The organism is Muricoccus nepalensis, assembly GCF_006438825.1.
Lineage (GTDB): Bacteria > Pseudomonadota > Alphaproteobacteria > Acetobacterales > Acetobacteraceae > Roseomonas > Roseomonas nepalensis.
The window spans coordinates 1-12,733 of record NZ_RCZP01000076.1 but is presented as its reverse complement, the minus strand read 5'-3'; the positions used below and the strand labels follow the sequence as shown (position 1 = coordinate 12,733).

Annotated in this window: 14 protein-coding genes; 6 read left to right on the top strand and 8 right to left on the bottom strand. The window is 65.4% G+C overall.

Annotation, left to right across the window (positions count from 1 at the left end):
• A partial coding sequence (locus tag EAH89_RS29615) for a hypothetical protein (protein ID WP_206667725.1) occupies nucleotides 1–382 on the bottom strand: 382 nt, incomplete at its 3' end.
• The gene (locus EAH89_RS29610) at nucleotides 379–1,812 is read right to left on the bottom strand and encodes a YcjX family GTP-binding protein (protein ID WP_140887555.1); all 1,434 of its coding nucleotides are present in this window, start codon (nucleotides 1,810–1,812) and stop codon (nucleotides 379–381) included. The genes EAH89_RS29610 and EAH89_RS29615, both read right to left, overlap by 4 nt.
• A 134-nt stretch (nucleotides 1,813–1,946) precedes the next feature.
• On the opposite strand from EAH89_RS29610, the gene EAH89_RS29605 reads away from it, so the two are divergent.
• Nucleotides 1,947–2,291, top strand: a complete 345-nt coding sequence (locus EAH89_RS29605; protein WP_241667267.1) for a helix-turn-helix domain-containing protein — start codon at nucleotides 1,947–1,949, stop codon at nucleotides 2,289–2,291.
• Between the two features lie 213 nt (nucleotides 2,292–2,504).
• On the opposite strand, the gene EAH89_RS29600 is transcribed toward EAH89_RS29605, so the two are convergent.
• Both EAH89_RS29600 and EAH89_RS29595 read right to left on the bottom strand, forming a co-directional pair.
• A complete protein-coding gene (locus tag EAH89_RS29600; RefSeq protein ID WP_140887552.1) occupies nucleotides 2,505–3,377 on the bottom strand; it encodes a KilA-N domain-containing protein in 873 nt (290 codons plus the stop codon).
• Nucleotides 3,378–3,965: 588 nt separating this feature from the next.
• Nucleotides 3,966–4,565, bottom strand: coding sequence for a recombinase family protein (locus EAH89_RS29595; RefSeq protein ID WP_140887550.1), 600 nt, complete (start codon nucleotides 4,563–4,565; stop codon nucleotides 3,966–3,968).
• 854 nt (nucleotides 4,566–5,419) lie between these two features.
• On the opposite strand from EAH89_RS29595, the gene EAH89_RS29590 reads away from it, so the two are divergent.
• Nucleotides 5,420–6,259: a hypothetical protein gene (locus EAH89_RS29590; protein WP_140887547.1), complete on the top strand. Its 840-nt coding sequence runs from the start codon at nucleotides 5,420–5,422 to the stop codon at nucleotides 6,257–6,259.
• A 187-nt stretch (nucleotides 6,260–6,446) separates the two neighbouring features.
• On the opposite strand, the gene EAH89_RS29585 is transcribed toward EAH89_RS29590, so the two are convergent.
• Nucleotides 6,447–7,202, bottom strand: a complete 756-nt coding sequence (locus EAH89_RS29585; RefSeq protein ID WP_140887545.1) for a hypothetical protein — start codon at nucleotides 7,200–7,202, stop codon at nucleotides 6,447–6,449.
• Between the two features lie 181 nt (nucleotides 7,203–7,383).
• On the opposite strand from EAH89_RS29585, the gene EAH89_RS29580 reads away from it, so the two are divergent.
• Entirely contained in the window at nucleotides 7,384–8,349 is a 966-nt protein-coding gene (locus EAH89_RS29580) for a hypothetical protein (RefSeq protein ID WP_140887543.1), read from the top strand.
• Here the strand turns inward: EAH89_RS29580 and EAH89_RS29575 are convergent, their stop codons facing one another.
• On the bottom strand, nucleotides 8,350–8,598 hold the full coding sequence (locus tag EAH89_RS29575) for a DUF6471 domain-containing protein (RefSeq protein ID WP_206667724.1): 249 nt from the start codon (nucleotides 8,596–8,598) through the stop codon (nucleotides 8,350–8,352).
• Between the two features lie 107 nt (nucleotides 8,599–8,705).
• Between EAH89_RS29575 and EAH89_RS29570 the strand changes: the two genes are divergently transcribed.
• The 3 genes from EAH89_RS29570 (at nucleotide 8,706) to EAH89_RS29560 (ending at nucleotide 10,704) form a co-directional block, all read left to right on the top strand.
• Nucleotides 8,706–9,665 (top strand): IS1595 family transposase, encoded by a 960-nt coding sequence (locus EAH89_RS29570; RefSeq protein WP_140887540.1) that lies wholly within the window; start codon nucleotides 8,706–8,708, stop codon nucleotides 9,663–9,665.
• Between the two features lie 186 nt (nucleotides 9,666–9,851).
• Nucleotides 9,852–10,307, top strand: a complete 456-nt coding sequence (locus tag EAH89_RS29565; RefSeq protein WP_161993844.1) for a type II toxin-antitoxin system antitoxin SocA domain-containing protein — start codon at nucleotides 9,852–9,854, stop codon at nucleotides 10,305–10,307.
• A 70-nt stretch (nucleotides 10,308–10,377) separates the two neighbouring features.
• Nucleotides 10,378–10,704 (top strand): hypothetical protein, encoded by a 327-nt coding sequence (locus tag EAH89_RS29560; protein WP_140887536.1) that lies wholly within the window; start codon nucleotides 10,378–10,380, stop codon nucleotides 10,702–10,704.
• Nucleotides 10,705–11,001: 297 nt separating this feature from the next.
• Here the strand turns inward: EAH89_RS29560 and EAH89_RS29555 are convergent, their stop codons facing one another.
• Together EAH89_RS29555 and tnpC are read right to left on the bottom strand one after the other, a co-directional pair.
• Nucleotides 11,002–11,406 carry a hypothetical protein gene (locus tag EAH89_RS29555; protein WP_140887533.1) on the bottom strand — a complete coding sequence of 135 codons (405 nt, stop codon included), beginning with the start codon at nucleotides 11,404–11,406 and terminating at the stop codon, nucleotides 11,002–11,004.
• Between the two features lie 55 nt (nucleotides 11,407–11,461).
• Nucleotides 11,462–12,733, bottom strand: a 1,272-nt coding sequence (tnpC, locus tag EAH89_RS29550) for an IS66 family transposase (protein WP_140887530.1), incomplete at its 5' end; no start/stop codon positions are given.

Sequence of the window (12,733 nt, the reverse complement as noted above, 5' to 3'; positions counted from 1 at the left end):
TGCTGAACACGAGCACCGTGGCCCAACCCAGCGTGACCGAACGGGCGAACTGATCGCCGACGAAGCCCAGGGCTGACAGCACCAGCCACCCCAGCAGCAGCAAGACCAAGCCCATCGCTATCGGGTGCAGCGAGGCCGTGGGCGCCGGCCGGGGCTGCAGCAGGTCAGGGGTCCACTGGTGGTCGACGCGCCCGCCCGGCATGCCCTCCGGCAGGTCCAGCAACGCCGGCGCGGACGGGGGTAGTGCATTCGCCGGCGCGTCCGGTGTGGGTTCCGTGATGGCAGCTGCGCCACTCGCCTCCTGCGCCAAGCTGGTGACCTCCCTCGCCTGCTCCTCGTCCGGCAGATCGAAGAACGCAGGGGGGCGGGACACGCTGGTCACAGCTTGTCGCTCAGGATCGTCGTGAGCACCTCGTCCGTCCCGAGGTGTGGAATGCCCTTAAGGCCACCCGCCTCCATCCTGGGGGGCTCGAACACCGGCAGCACAAAGCGCCGCCTGCTCCAGAAGTCCTTCGGCGGCCGACCCGCAGGCACGATGCCGGGGTCGAACAGCTTGGCCGTGCCCGAGCCCAGCGGCGTGCCCCGCACCACGTCGCGCGCGATGCCGTCCACCTCGATTGTGGTGTCGGTGGTGGAGAGCACGCTGGCCGCGGTGTGGAAGCTGACGGGCTGCTTGCCCACGGGCTCACGGGCGCCTTCGACGAGGTCGCGCAGCAGGTGGCAGAGGTTGGTCCGGTGGTTGTGGGGCACGTGGTCGGCTTTGGTGGCGACGAAGGCCACGCGCTCGATGGCGCTCTGCCGCGACCAGAGGCTTCCCCAGTCCTGCTTGTAGGTAAGGCAGCCGGCGATGAGGGCCAGGGCCTGCTCCGTGTCAAGGAAGGCATCCCGGCCGCTGTGCAGGGCGCCGAGCACGTCGACGAGCAGGATCTGYCGGTCGAAGCGGGCGAAGTGCGTCTCGAAGAAGCGTGCCCGCATGTCCGCCTTGTAAGCCTCAAAGCGCTCCTCCAGCAGCGCCGCCGTCGTGCCGCGCAGCGGGTGGTCCGGAACCTCGTCGAGCGGGAAGAACCACATGAAGGGCGCATCAGCCCGTGGGCCTGGGCAGAGGAAGCGTCCGGGCTGGAGCAGACGCAGGCCGTACTCGTTCTGGCAGGCGTGCAGCCCGTCGCGGTAGAGGCCGTGCAGCCGGCGCAGACGCTCGTGCTCCACCCTGGCGCCGGGCTCCACGGTGGGGAGCTGCTCCAGGAAGGCGGCGCAAGCCAGGCTGCGGGGCGCCTCGCGCAGGCGGGCCAGGGTCTCACGCGACCAAGCCTGGAACGACTGGTTGAGCATGGGCAGGTCGAGCAGCCACTCGCCAGGGTAGTCGAGGATCTCCAGGCGCAGGCGCTCGGGCCCGAGGTGCTTCCAAAAGGTGCCCTCTCGGTCCAGCACGAGCTCAATGGCGGTCTCGGTGAGGTCGTCAGTGCGAGGCGGCCAGTTGGGTTCGACGGCCGTCAGGGTCGCCAGGTTGCAGGCGTGGTCGAAGAGGGGCGTCTCGCTGCTGCCGGGCGGCACCAGGCGCACGCTGCGCAGGCGCGACGGTGCGCCGCTCCCTGCCGCCTGCCCGGCCAGGCGCTGGTGCAGGCGCGGCAGGGTGTCAAAGCCGCGGCCCAGCGCCAGGAGGTTGGTGATGAGGGAGGTGACGAAGACCGTCTTGCCGGCGCGCGACAGGCCGGTCACCGCGAGGCGCAGGGTCGTCTCGTGCAGGAGGGCGTCGGTGCGGGCGGAGGCGTCGTGGGCCGTGTTGCGCAAGCCAGATTGAAGCCAGGTCAGCATGCGAGAGAGAGCCTCGGGCGAGGAGAGGATGGGCGGCAGGCACGCGGTGCGGGCGCTGAGGATTATACACCAAACGTGAATAACAACACGATAAGTTTATAGGCGAGGCACGATCTCTGCCGCACCACCGCGGCATGCAAGAGGTCGGCAGCCGCCTGCGCGTGAGAGCCCGGGTGCTCGGGCTATCCGACGCCGAGGTGGCGCGCCGGCTTGGCCTCGGGGCTACCCGCTACGCCAACTACGTGAACGGGACGCGCGAGCCTGACTTCGCCACCTTCCTGCGCATCTGTCAGGTGCTGGAGACCACCCCCAATGATCTTCTTGGGGCCGGGGGTGGGCAGGCGTCGACCCCGAGCGCCGACGTGCTGCAGCGCCGGATTGAGGCAGCTGCCAAGGTGATGGACTTGCACACGCTGCTGGTTGCGGCCGAGGTGGTCGAGGCCCTGGTCCGACGGACACCTGGCGGCAGGCGGGATTAGCGAAGCCAGGCAACAGCCCGGCGACCGACCAGTGGATTGGCCGCGGGACGCGCCAAGCCGCGACGATGTCTAAGATCGGTGTGCTGCAGATCTGAAGACGGCCCTGTCGTTAACCATCAAGCCACTCTGGCTCCCGAAACGCGAAAAGCCCCATGACCTCACCCGAGGTCATGGGGCTCTGCGTGCCTCCTCGGTGAGGAGGCGTTGGGGGGCTCAGCTACGGGGCAGCGGTAGCGAGCGCTTCAGCGCCCGCCACCGCAGGGCGAGCACCGCCGCCTGGAAGCGGCGGAACTCGGGCATGCGCTCGAACTGGACGACGTAGCCGCCATAGGTCAGCTCATCGTGGCACGCGCCGCAGACCAGCCATCCATGCTCCGGCCGGTTCAGGCCGCGATGGTAGTAGTGGTCGAACTCGGCGCCCTCGATGACGCGGCCCTCCTCGGTGAGAACGGGCGTGCTCGTGCAGCAGGGACACCGGCCTCGGTAGGGCTCGGCCGCCACCGCCTCGATGATCAACGCCTGGCTGCGCAGCGAGAAGCGCCGCCGCTGGCCAAGCACCACCTCCTGGGCGGAGACCTGGAGGAACATCAGGTCCGCCGCGTGCCGGTCGAGGGTGTCGAACCGGCGGTGCAGGGGCTCAAAGAGGCGGGTGAGGTGCGCCGTCAGCCGGTCGCCCCCAGGTGCGGGGAGTGCGTCCCGCCGCTCCATGGCGGCGCGGACGACGGTGTTGCACCAGAGGTGAAAGGGCGGCGAGAGGTAGCGCCCGTAGGACAGCGCGAGCTGCCAGTGGGCCCAGGTCCCGCCGCCCTGTCCTCGGATCGTGGCGACGAAGCGGTCGGTGTCGATGCCCGTGTCGGGGTTCCAAATGCCGACCTCGTCGGCATTTACCTCAAACGGATCGAGGACCTCGCCGGGCTGGGTGTCGGCATGGGCACGGAGGCGCTTGGTTTCCTCAAGGGAGAGCCAGTCGGTCGGGCGCCGGGTGTCCGGACGGCCTGCGGCCTTCCACATGTCGGTCAGGTTCAGCATCGCGCCGCGCAGGCGGATGGGGGTGCCCTCGTAGGTGAGCGTGTTGATGGGGGTCATGGGTGATCTCCAACCTTGTTTCGGCCTTGCTCAAGGAGCCGCGTCAGTCGGCTTGAGAGCTGCCGAGACGGGTGGAGAGGACGGGGGCAGGCATAGGCCTGCCCCCGCCCCAGGGCGCCGCTGCAGCGGCTCCCTGCCCAATGCTGTGGCCTGGGGTGCGCAGGAGCCCAGGCCGGGGGTGTGCCGCGTCTCGCGCGGCGTGCCGGCGCGTCAGCCCAGGCGTGAGCCGGGGAGGCGCCGGGTGAGCCCTCTCACCGCCGCCACCCTGCCCCCGCGGGCAGGGTGATGGTTCGCAGAAGCAGCCAGGCTCAGTGCCGGATGCGCGGTGCCGGGCCCGTGCGGCGCCAGGGATGGCGCGGCAGGGCTCCGCCGGGCGGGTGAGATGAGGGGGAGGACGAGAGGCCCGCGGCCGGTCACCCGGGCCAAGCCTGAGGTGGCGCGATGTGGTGGGCGCCACCGCTGGAGAGAAGGAGGAACTGAAGGCCGGCAGGGAGACAAGAAGGGCCGCGCCTCTCGTTCACCTCACATGGGGTGCCGACCCTGTCTTTTCAAGGTTGCAACGGAAAAAGGCAGAGCGCCCCGGCAGCGTCAACGTCCCGTGGTGCCGAGCAGCTTGCGGGCGCGCGGCTTCGCCTGACCCTCGCCGTCCATGTAGGCGTAGAGGGTGCTAAGAGAGATGCCGAGCTGCCCGGCCACGTCGGAGGCGGCGTTGGACCGGTCTGCCATCATCGCCATGGCCGTGCGCAGCTTGGCGGCCGTCATCAGCCGCGGCCGCCCGCCGTTGCGCCCACGTGCACGGGCTGCGGCAAGGCCTGCCATCGTGCGCTCCCGGATCAGGTCGCGCTCGAACTCGGCCAGGGTCGCGAAGATGCCGAACACCAGCCGCCCGGTGGAGCTGGTCGTGTCGATGCCGCCGGTCAGCACCTTCAGGCCGATCCCCCTGCCCTGGAGCCCGGCCACAAGCTCCACGACATGGCCAAGCGAGCGGCCGATGCGGTCGAGCTTCCAGACCACCAGGGTGTCACCGGCGCGAAGCTGGTCGAGTGCCTTGGTCAGCCCGGGCCGGTCCGTGAGGGCGCCGCTGCAGATGTCCTCGTACAGGCGCTCACAGCCTATGGCTGTCAAGGCGTCACGCTGTAGCGCCAGGTTCTGCTCGGCCGTGGACACTCGCATGTAGCCGAGCAGCATCGCCTTTCCCCTACTCCTTGCACAAAGACAGTAAGGGCGGGAATTTCAGGCCATAGATAGATGTAAGGATTTATGTAGCCGCTACGACGCTGGTTGCTGAGCTGCGCAGAGCGACACTGGCGCCTGCATCAAACGGTGGTTTTTTGGACTGGCGGGCCACCAGGACGAGGTCCTGCGCAGGGCTCCCTCGCGCGCGTGCGCGCACGCGAGGCGTTTGCCGCGTAATCGGCTGCGCGACAGGGTGCGTAGTGCCACCCTTAGCAGAGCCGTGTTCGCGTCTTTTCAACGCGTTGCGCACTACGCACTCTGCGTACCCCGCGCAGTTGGGTGCGTAATTCTCTGCGCAGCTGCGGGGGGTGCGTAGTCGGCATGAGGGGGCCTGCGGTTTCGCCCTGGAGGGCAGATCGGCACCTGCTCCGCCGCCGCGGGATGAGCCCTGTCAGCCCACCTTCCGTGCCCCCTCCCCTCCTCTCCCGGAGGTTCTATCTCCCGGCAGTTCCATCAGCACTGTCAGTACTCCGGCCAGCCTGCCTGCCCGTTGCCTCGTGCGGACTGCCGGGCTTGCACCCGGTGGCCTCGGCGGGGGTGCTGGCCGAGGGTCACCGTCGCGCCGGGAGCCCGCTGGCTCCCCCATGACCTGGTACGGCGTCGACACCCTGGCCGGCGGGCTACACCCGCTGACCGGCACCGTGAGGCTGACGCGGCCACAGCCATGCCGGCTCGGCGTCAACCGTCCCGCTCCCTCGCGCGCCCATTGTGAAGCCCAGCCACGCAGCCGCGCCCGCATCCTCCTACCTCCACGCAACCAGCCAAGCCGCCCCACAGCGGCAAACGGCCAGCCTGACAGACCAGCGATGACCAAAGCGAACGAGGCGAAACGCGCCGCCCTCAGGGCCGAGTGGGAGACCGGCCGCGGCAATCGTGACCTCGCCCGGCGCTACGGCGTGTCCGAGGGGATCATCCGCCACTGGGTGAAGCGGGAGAACTGGCAACGCGACTGGAAGGCGATCGAGGCCATCCACACTCGGGCAGAAATGCTCACCCTTGCCCATTTCGCTGACCCGAAGTCCTCCGAAGGTGCCCCGGCAGGGCACGGGAGGATTACGCATCCCGCTGCGCACCCCACGCACTCCACACCCCCCTCTGAGCCCACCGAGGCGCAGCGAGCCGGGACTGGCGACGGCGTCGGTGCCGCAGGAACTGGGGAAAGGCTTCGCGAGCTGTCCGTGGAGATGGCAGCCCGGGCGATGGCGGAGGCCCAGATAGGCCAGCTCGAGCGGGCGGCCGCCCTTGCCCGGATCTTCGACATAATAGCGGGGCTGATCGAGGTGGCGCTGGTGCCGGTGGACGCCGACGCCGATCCAGAAGGCGCCAGGAAGCAGAGCCTCGCCCTGAGCACCCTGCTCGCCGGGGGCAACTCGTCAACCCTCAGCAAGATCATCCTGGTTTGGGCGAGGCTCGCCGAGAGCATCCAGACCCAGGAGCGCCGCGCGCTCGGCATCGAGGACCGTGACAGGCGGGTCGCGACGCTCAGTGGCCAGAGCGTGCCAGTCCAGACGGAGAGCGCTCCTAAGCCCAAGGAGCTGGACATCAGCAAGCTCTCCTCTGCCGAGATCGACCTCCTGATGGAGGTGTCATCGATCATGCAGAAGGCAGACGAGGCCAGTCGCCAGGCCGCCCACCGGCTCCATTGAGGCCGACATGGACGGAATGAGGCCGGAGAAGGCGGTCGATCCACCAACTCGCTGTCCACTTCCCACCTTCACCAGGAAGAGGAGAGCTCGGACGCCGCGCTCATTTCCGGCCTTATGTAGCAGTCACACCTCACGGGGGCGTGGGCGCTCCGGGGGTGAAGTCGTGAGGCGGGGCAGCGCGCGACTGCTAGGTGCGCTCGTTGTAGGGGGCGTCGCCCTTCTCCTCAGCCACTCCATCGCTCCGGCCTCGGAAGCAGAAACTGGTGTGGTGCCGCTGGCCGGAAACACCGTCGTATGCGATGCGTCCGAGCAGCCAAGGAGTGGCATTCGCGAGAGGGGCGCCAGTGCCTTCGAACCATTCGGCTGGCGGGCTGACATCGATCTTCACGGAACGGCGGAACGGCACGCTATCCTCACCTGGGCGGAGGATAATGGTGGCGCTCTTGCCTTGGAAACCCACCTTCCCGGTCTCTGGGTCAAAGACCGTAGGGGTGACTTCTGGAAAAATGCGGACGGACGGCCTGTCGCCAAGCAAGTCTTTGATGTCGTCGGCACCAGGGAATATCTCGGCCGGGTAGGTGTCCGGGCGCTTGGTACGTGGTGTGCCGCTGCTCAGGAACCCGTAGGCCACGACATGCCGCATTACGGCCGGGCTGGTTCCATAGTTCCGTATTTTAAACTCAAACGAGAGAAGTGCGCGTCCGTCCCGCCACGCACTGAGATTGTGGGAAACCTGATCCACGAGGATGTACGGTCGATTGAGGGCGGCGATTGCGATCTCGCGCGTCCTGTCAGCGATCTCCGTCTGCCGTCGCGCAATGCGCGTTTGCCTGATCCCGATCCAGACCTGTCCAAAGGTGAACAGGACGATAGCAGTGTCCGTCCACTTGATGTCGGACGCCCAGAGAGCAGCCCAGACCCTTCCGGGCCAATCGTCCCACACGTCCTCGCCGTCCTTCTTGGATGCGCGCTGCTCGCTGCCGGATACGAGGTCGGGTCGCGTGGGGGAAGGGTTCGATGCGCGGCGGGGCTGGCGCTTGCCGGCTTGAGCTTCCCGGCCGTGCTGGTTGGGAGCTGGATCTTGGCCGTGCTGGCAGGGCACACACCATGAGCGCCCCGGCTAGATGGATCTTCGCTGCCACGGCATGGTGGCAGGCATGGGCATTTTGCGAACGATACAAAGATGGAAGTCGGTCGAGGTCTTCGACACGCTCACCTCGTTGGGTGAACGCTTTGGTCTTGAGAGAGCTGCAACGTGGGTTCTGCTACAGCTTGGTGGTGCTGCTATGGCAGGACTAGGCGGTTGGGCCGCTCAGGGGCTGTTTTTCGGGTTCGTGGGATCTGTCTGCGTCTACGTGATGCTTTGGGTGGCCCAGCGAGAGCAAGCGAGAAGTGGGTTCATAGCGTCGAGCCCATTGCCAATCTCCGCTCCTAATCTTGCCGGAAACTCTACTCCCGTGACCTCTCAGCCATGCGATGATCAGGTGGCAGTCCATGCTGCGCTTGTCGAGCGGGTGGCAGGCTTAGATCACAGGGTTCAGAAGATCGATAGCATTATCGCGGAAATGGCAACACAGATTTCGCAGGTTGAGGAGCGTGTTAGAGACCGGTTAGACGGAACCCGAGATGGCATTATTGACTCCATCAAAGATATTAGAAAGGGACTTGGTTCGCTGCAAACGCAGCAAAAAGAATTTGAAAGACAAATTACAGATCTTTTGCGTGCCAGAGACGCCAACCGACGAATGAAATATCTTGCAGGAGAAATTGACCACCGCTTCGATCGGCTAGTAAAAGCTCAAACAGTTTACTATCCTAACGGTCCTGCCTGGAAGGCCGATTACGAAAACTGGAAGCTTTTTGTTGAGGAATTCTACAGTACCATTGCGCGATGGGCTCAGGGAATTGTAGACCCTTTCGGGATTCAAGATGATCGAGAGCTTGATGATGTTAACGTACCCGAAGGGGAACTATTGTCTTCTTTCGAGAACCAACAGAGATACAGACGTCTTGTTATAGCAGGTGATCGGTACTTTCAAATTAAGACTAAAGCATTGGATTTTATCGCGACAAAAGCAACGCCGGATTAGTCAGTGCAACCTAATCTTCTTCGCCCCAATCGCTGCCATCACCTGCAACAGGAACACGGCCGTAAAGCCGCCCCTAGCGATCTTGTTGCGGATGTTAGGCTCTGTCTCCTGCACCCCTATGGCGGCCAGCTTTTCGACTAGGCCAGCATAGGTCACATTCCGCCGCTTCAGTTCGGCCTTCAGCAGCCCCTTGGCCTTCGCCTGCCACTCGGCCGCGTCGGCTGTCTGCACTTCCTCAACGTCTGCCACGACTGCACCTTCTGTGATGGCGGATGCCATCATATCCGGTGCGTTTGTCCTTGACCACCGCTTTGTATGCCATCATATTCGATGCATAAGCACCGGATGCAATGGCAATGGCCCGACATTTCCTCCTTTCCGCCAAGGCTCGGACCCTCTCCCTGGCCGCCATCCTCCGCATGACCGACGACCAGGCGCACGCCGCCTTCGTGGCGATCCGCTGGGCCGACAACGGCGGCGAGGCGTTCTGCCCGCGCTGCGAATGCACGGCGGTCTATACCTACGCCGCCCGTCGCATCTGGAAGTGCAAGGCGTGCAACCACCAGTTCAGCGTTACCAGCGGGACCATCTTCGCCAGCCGCAAGCTGCCGATCCGGGATCTCCTGGCGGCCATCGCCATCTTCGTGAACGCGGCCAAGGGGCTCTCCGCCCTCCAGCTCGGGCGCGACCTCGACGTGCAGTACAAGACGGCCTTCGTGCTGGCCCATAAGCTGCGCGAGGCCATCGGCGCCGGGCAGGCCAGCGCCATGCTCTCCGGGCATGTGGAGGTGGATGGCGCCTACTTCGGCGGGAGCGTGCGGCAGGAGAACCGCAAGGAGGATCGCAAGGACCGTCGCCTTGCTCAGAACCAGACCGGCAAGCGGCAGGTCGTGGTGGTCATGCGCGAGCGCGGCGGCCGGACCCTGCCCTTCGTGTTCCGCGCCGAGGCAGACGCGATCCCGACCATCCGCGATCGGGTTGCCACCGGCACGACGATCTACGCCGACGAGGCGGCTTCCTGGGACGCGCTGCACGCCCGCTTTGAGACGAAGCGGATCAACCACTCCATCGCCTTCTCCGACGATGGCGCCTGCACCAATCAGGCGGAGAGCTACTTCTCCCGTCTGCGCCGCGCAGAGTGGGGGCAGCACCACCACATCAGCGGCAAGTACCTGGGCGCCTACGCGGGCGAGATGGCGTGGCGTGAGGACACCCGCCGGCAGGCCAATGGGGTGCTGCACCAGCTCGCGGCGGCGGCACTGGGGCATGGCGTGTCGCGTGTGTGGGCGGGGTACTGGCAGCGCGGGCGCGCCTAGCCTGACACTCGCGCGCACTTGTTCCTTATTTGTTCTAGGTTCAGGCGACGAAGTATCCTATATAAGCTCCCTTTCGACTTCTCTCGTTGACAGGGGGCCATGCACATGTCTAGCCCGATTCGGTTTAAGTTTGCCCCGGCTAAAGCTCTTAGTGCAATCCACTGGATGGTTCGGCAAAAGCCGGGCTTGGACCTGCACGCTATGCTGAAAAGTTGCTACTTCGGTGACAAAGAACTTTTGAACAGCGAGGGGCAACCGATCTTTGGAGCCACCTACCGCGCCATGCGGTTTGGGCCGGTTCCTTTGGAAATATATGAAATGGCGAAAGGCGAAGCCTTGTGGCTTGCCGAAACAGGAGTGGAAAGATTCCCTTGGAGGCTAGATGGGTTTCGGCTCCAGTTGGCAGCCAACAGTGAGCCTGACTTGTCTGTCTTTTCCCCCGCCGATTTTGCAGCTTTGGAAATTGGTTTTGAGCGTTCGCGCACTATGAACTTCACTGAGCGGACGGCGGCAACGCATGGTGCTGATTGGCAAGCGGCGGCGCTTGGGACAATGCGGTACGAGGACATGCTGAACGACACGCCAGAGAAGCCCGCAACCATCGCTTATTTAGAGCAGGCAGCACCAATCATGCGGCTCTAGTCCAGTGCAAGTCAAATTGTTGGAAGTAATACTGATTCATGACCAGTTTATAAAACCACCAGGACCGAAGATGGTGGTCTGCATCGAGGTTGAATTGGGTTTGTTCGTTCGGATAAACAGCGAGGGCAAATGGGTCTGCCCAGTGCCTATTCTGCTGAGGGATCATCCAGATTTCTTGGATCGTGACAGCAACATAGAGTGCGGCAGCCCGTTTGAACTCGACGATTACGTCATAGAAACTTCGATTGCCAAGCATGGCGTTTTAGGCTGTGTAAACAACAGTTATGCCGAAGCCATCTGTCATGCAGTTGGGCGGTCTTGGAAGGCGCGCAACAGCGACAAAATCGCTATCATGAAGGCGCTTGGCTTTGATGATCTAGCGAACGCAGTGCGTTAGTGTGTTCATTCCAAATATTCAGAGGGCGTAGTTATGGCTGCAGTGGTTTGGCTCAAAGGCGATGAACAGCCGCCGAAGGATAGCGATTGGGCGCTTGTCGCTCGGGACCCATCCGGCCGATACAGGGCAAGCGGATCGGTAACGGGCAAGAACGCCGCCACGTTTTACGAGCCATACCCTGCATCGGAAACTGACCAAGACGCAGCTATACTCAAGGCCAAAGCTTGGGCAGATGCTCATGGCGTTGCGACTGTCTACGTCGTGGCGCGCTAGCTAGCCAAAAGATCCGTGCCGGCCTCACTCCACCAACTCCCACTGCATCAGCCGCCCGGCCTTATCAGCGTTCCGCACCACACCCGCGCCACGCTGATGCCGCAGCGCCCGCGCCACGCCGTCCTCCACGGCCCTCCGCACGGCGCCGATGCTGGCATCCATCCCCCGCAGGACGATTACCCGAGCGCCCACGTCTGGGATGGTGAGCGGCTTGTTGGCCTGCCGCAGCACGTCCAGCACCGACCGGCCTAGGCCGGCGAAGTCCTCGGCCGCCAGTGTGCGAACGTACTTCGTCTGGATGGACTCAATCGGGTAGTCCGGGTCGAGCTGTCGGATCACCGCGTCCAGGCTCGCAATGTCCGCGTGAATCTGCCGCGACTTCGCCTGCGACGCCAGCAACTCGCCCGCTAGCACCGAACGGCGCTTCACAAAGCCGCTTAGAACGTAAGCGAGGCCTACGGACCCTTGTTAGGTGCGGTGTGGGTCAGACGGTTTTCGCGTCGGCCCAGTGCCATGGCATGAGTTCATCGAGGCGGTTGTTAGGCCAGCCGTGGACGAGGCGGGTGAGCAGGTCAGCAAGGTAGCGCCGCGGGTCGACGCCGTTGAGCTTGCAGGTCTCGACCAGGGAGGCGAGGTCGGCCCAGCGGCGGCCCCCATCATCTCCGCTGGCAAACAGGGCGTTCTTTCGGCTCAGGCAGAGAGGCCGGATGGCGCGCTCGACGGTGTTGTTGTCGAGCTCGATGCGGCCGTCATCCAGGAACCGTTCCAAGCCGAGGCGGTGGTTCAGGGCGTAGCGGATTACCCCTGCCGTCGGACTGCCACCTGGGAGGCGCGCCAGCTGCTGCTCGAGCCAGGTGAACAGGTCCTCGACCAGGGGTCGGCTCCTGGCCTGCCGGACGACGCGGCGCTCGTCGGGCGGCTTGCCCCTGACCTCTGCCTCGACGGCGTAGAGGGCGGCGATACGGACCAACGCCTCGGCGGCAATCGGCGCTGCTTTCTTCCGGGCCAGATCATAGAATTCACGACGGGCATGGCTCCAGCAGAATGCCAATGTAACGCCGGGGCCGCCCTCTTCCGGCGCGGCCAACCCCTTGTAGGCGGCGTAGCCGTCGCACTGCAGGATGCCCGTGTAGCCGGCCAGCAGTGCCCGGGCATGCTCGGCGCCGCGGCCGGGGGCGTAGCGGAACACCACCGCCGGCGGGTCTGTCCCGCCCCAGGGCCGGTCATCGCGCGCGATCGCCCAGGCGTAGCCTGTCTTGGTCTGCCCCCGTCCGGGGTCCAGCACCGGCATGGTGGTCTCGTCGGCAAATAGCCGGGCTGAGGCGAGCAGGAGCTCGCGCATCCGCGCCACCACGGGCGCGATCTCGGCCGCCGCTGTGCCCACCCAGGAGGCCAGCACCTCGCGGCCGATGGTGAGGCCCTGGCGCGCCAGGATCTGGGCCTGGCGGTACAGCGGCAGGTGGTCGGCGTAGCGCGACACCAGCACATGGGCCACCGTCGCCTCGGTCGGCATGCCGCCCTCGATCAGGCGCGCCGGCGCAGGCGCCTGCACCACCACGCCCGCGCAGACCCGGCAGGCCAGCTTGGGACGCTGCGTCACAAGGACCTGGAACTGGGCTGGGATCACGTCCAACCGCTCCGAGGTGTCGGTGCCGATCTCGACCAGGGCGCCCTGGCAGCACGGGCAGGCGGTGCTCTCGGGCATCAGCACCACCTCCACCCGGGGCAGGTGCGCCGGTAGTCGGCCACGGCCTGC

Bases quoted from the DNA above. Each gene is read 5' to 3' on its own strand.
- EAH89_RS29605 (WP_241667267.1), top strand. From the start codon at position 1,947: ATGCAAGAGGTCGGCAGCCGCCTGCGCGTGAGAGCCCGGGTGCTCGGG.
- EAH89_RS29600 (WP_140887552.1), bottom strand. From the start codon at position 3,377: ATGACCCCCATCAACACGCTCACCTACGAGGGCACCCCCATCCGCCTG.
- EAH89_RS29595 (WP_140887550.1), bottom strand. From the start codon at position 4,565: ATGCTGCTCGGCTACATGCGAGTGTCCACGGCCGAGCAGAACCTGGCG.
- EAH89_RS29590 (WP_140887547.1), top strand. From the start codon at position 5,420: ATGACCAAAGCGAACGAGGCGAAACGCGCCGCCCTCAGGGCCGAGTGG.
- EAH89_RS29580 (WP_140887543.1), top strand. From the start codon at position 7,384: ATGGATCTTCGCTGCCACGGCATGGTGGCAGGCATGGGCATTTTGCGA.
- EAH89_RS29570 (WP_140887540.1), top strand. From the start codon at position 8,706: ATGGCCCGACATTTCCTCCTTTCCGCCAAGGCTCGGACCCTCTCCCTG.
- EAH89_RS29560 (WP_140887536.1), top strand. From the start codon at position 10,378: ATGGTGGTCTGCATCGAGGTTGAATTGGGTTTGTTCGTTCGGATAAAC.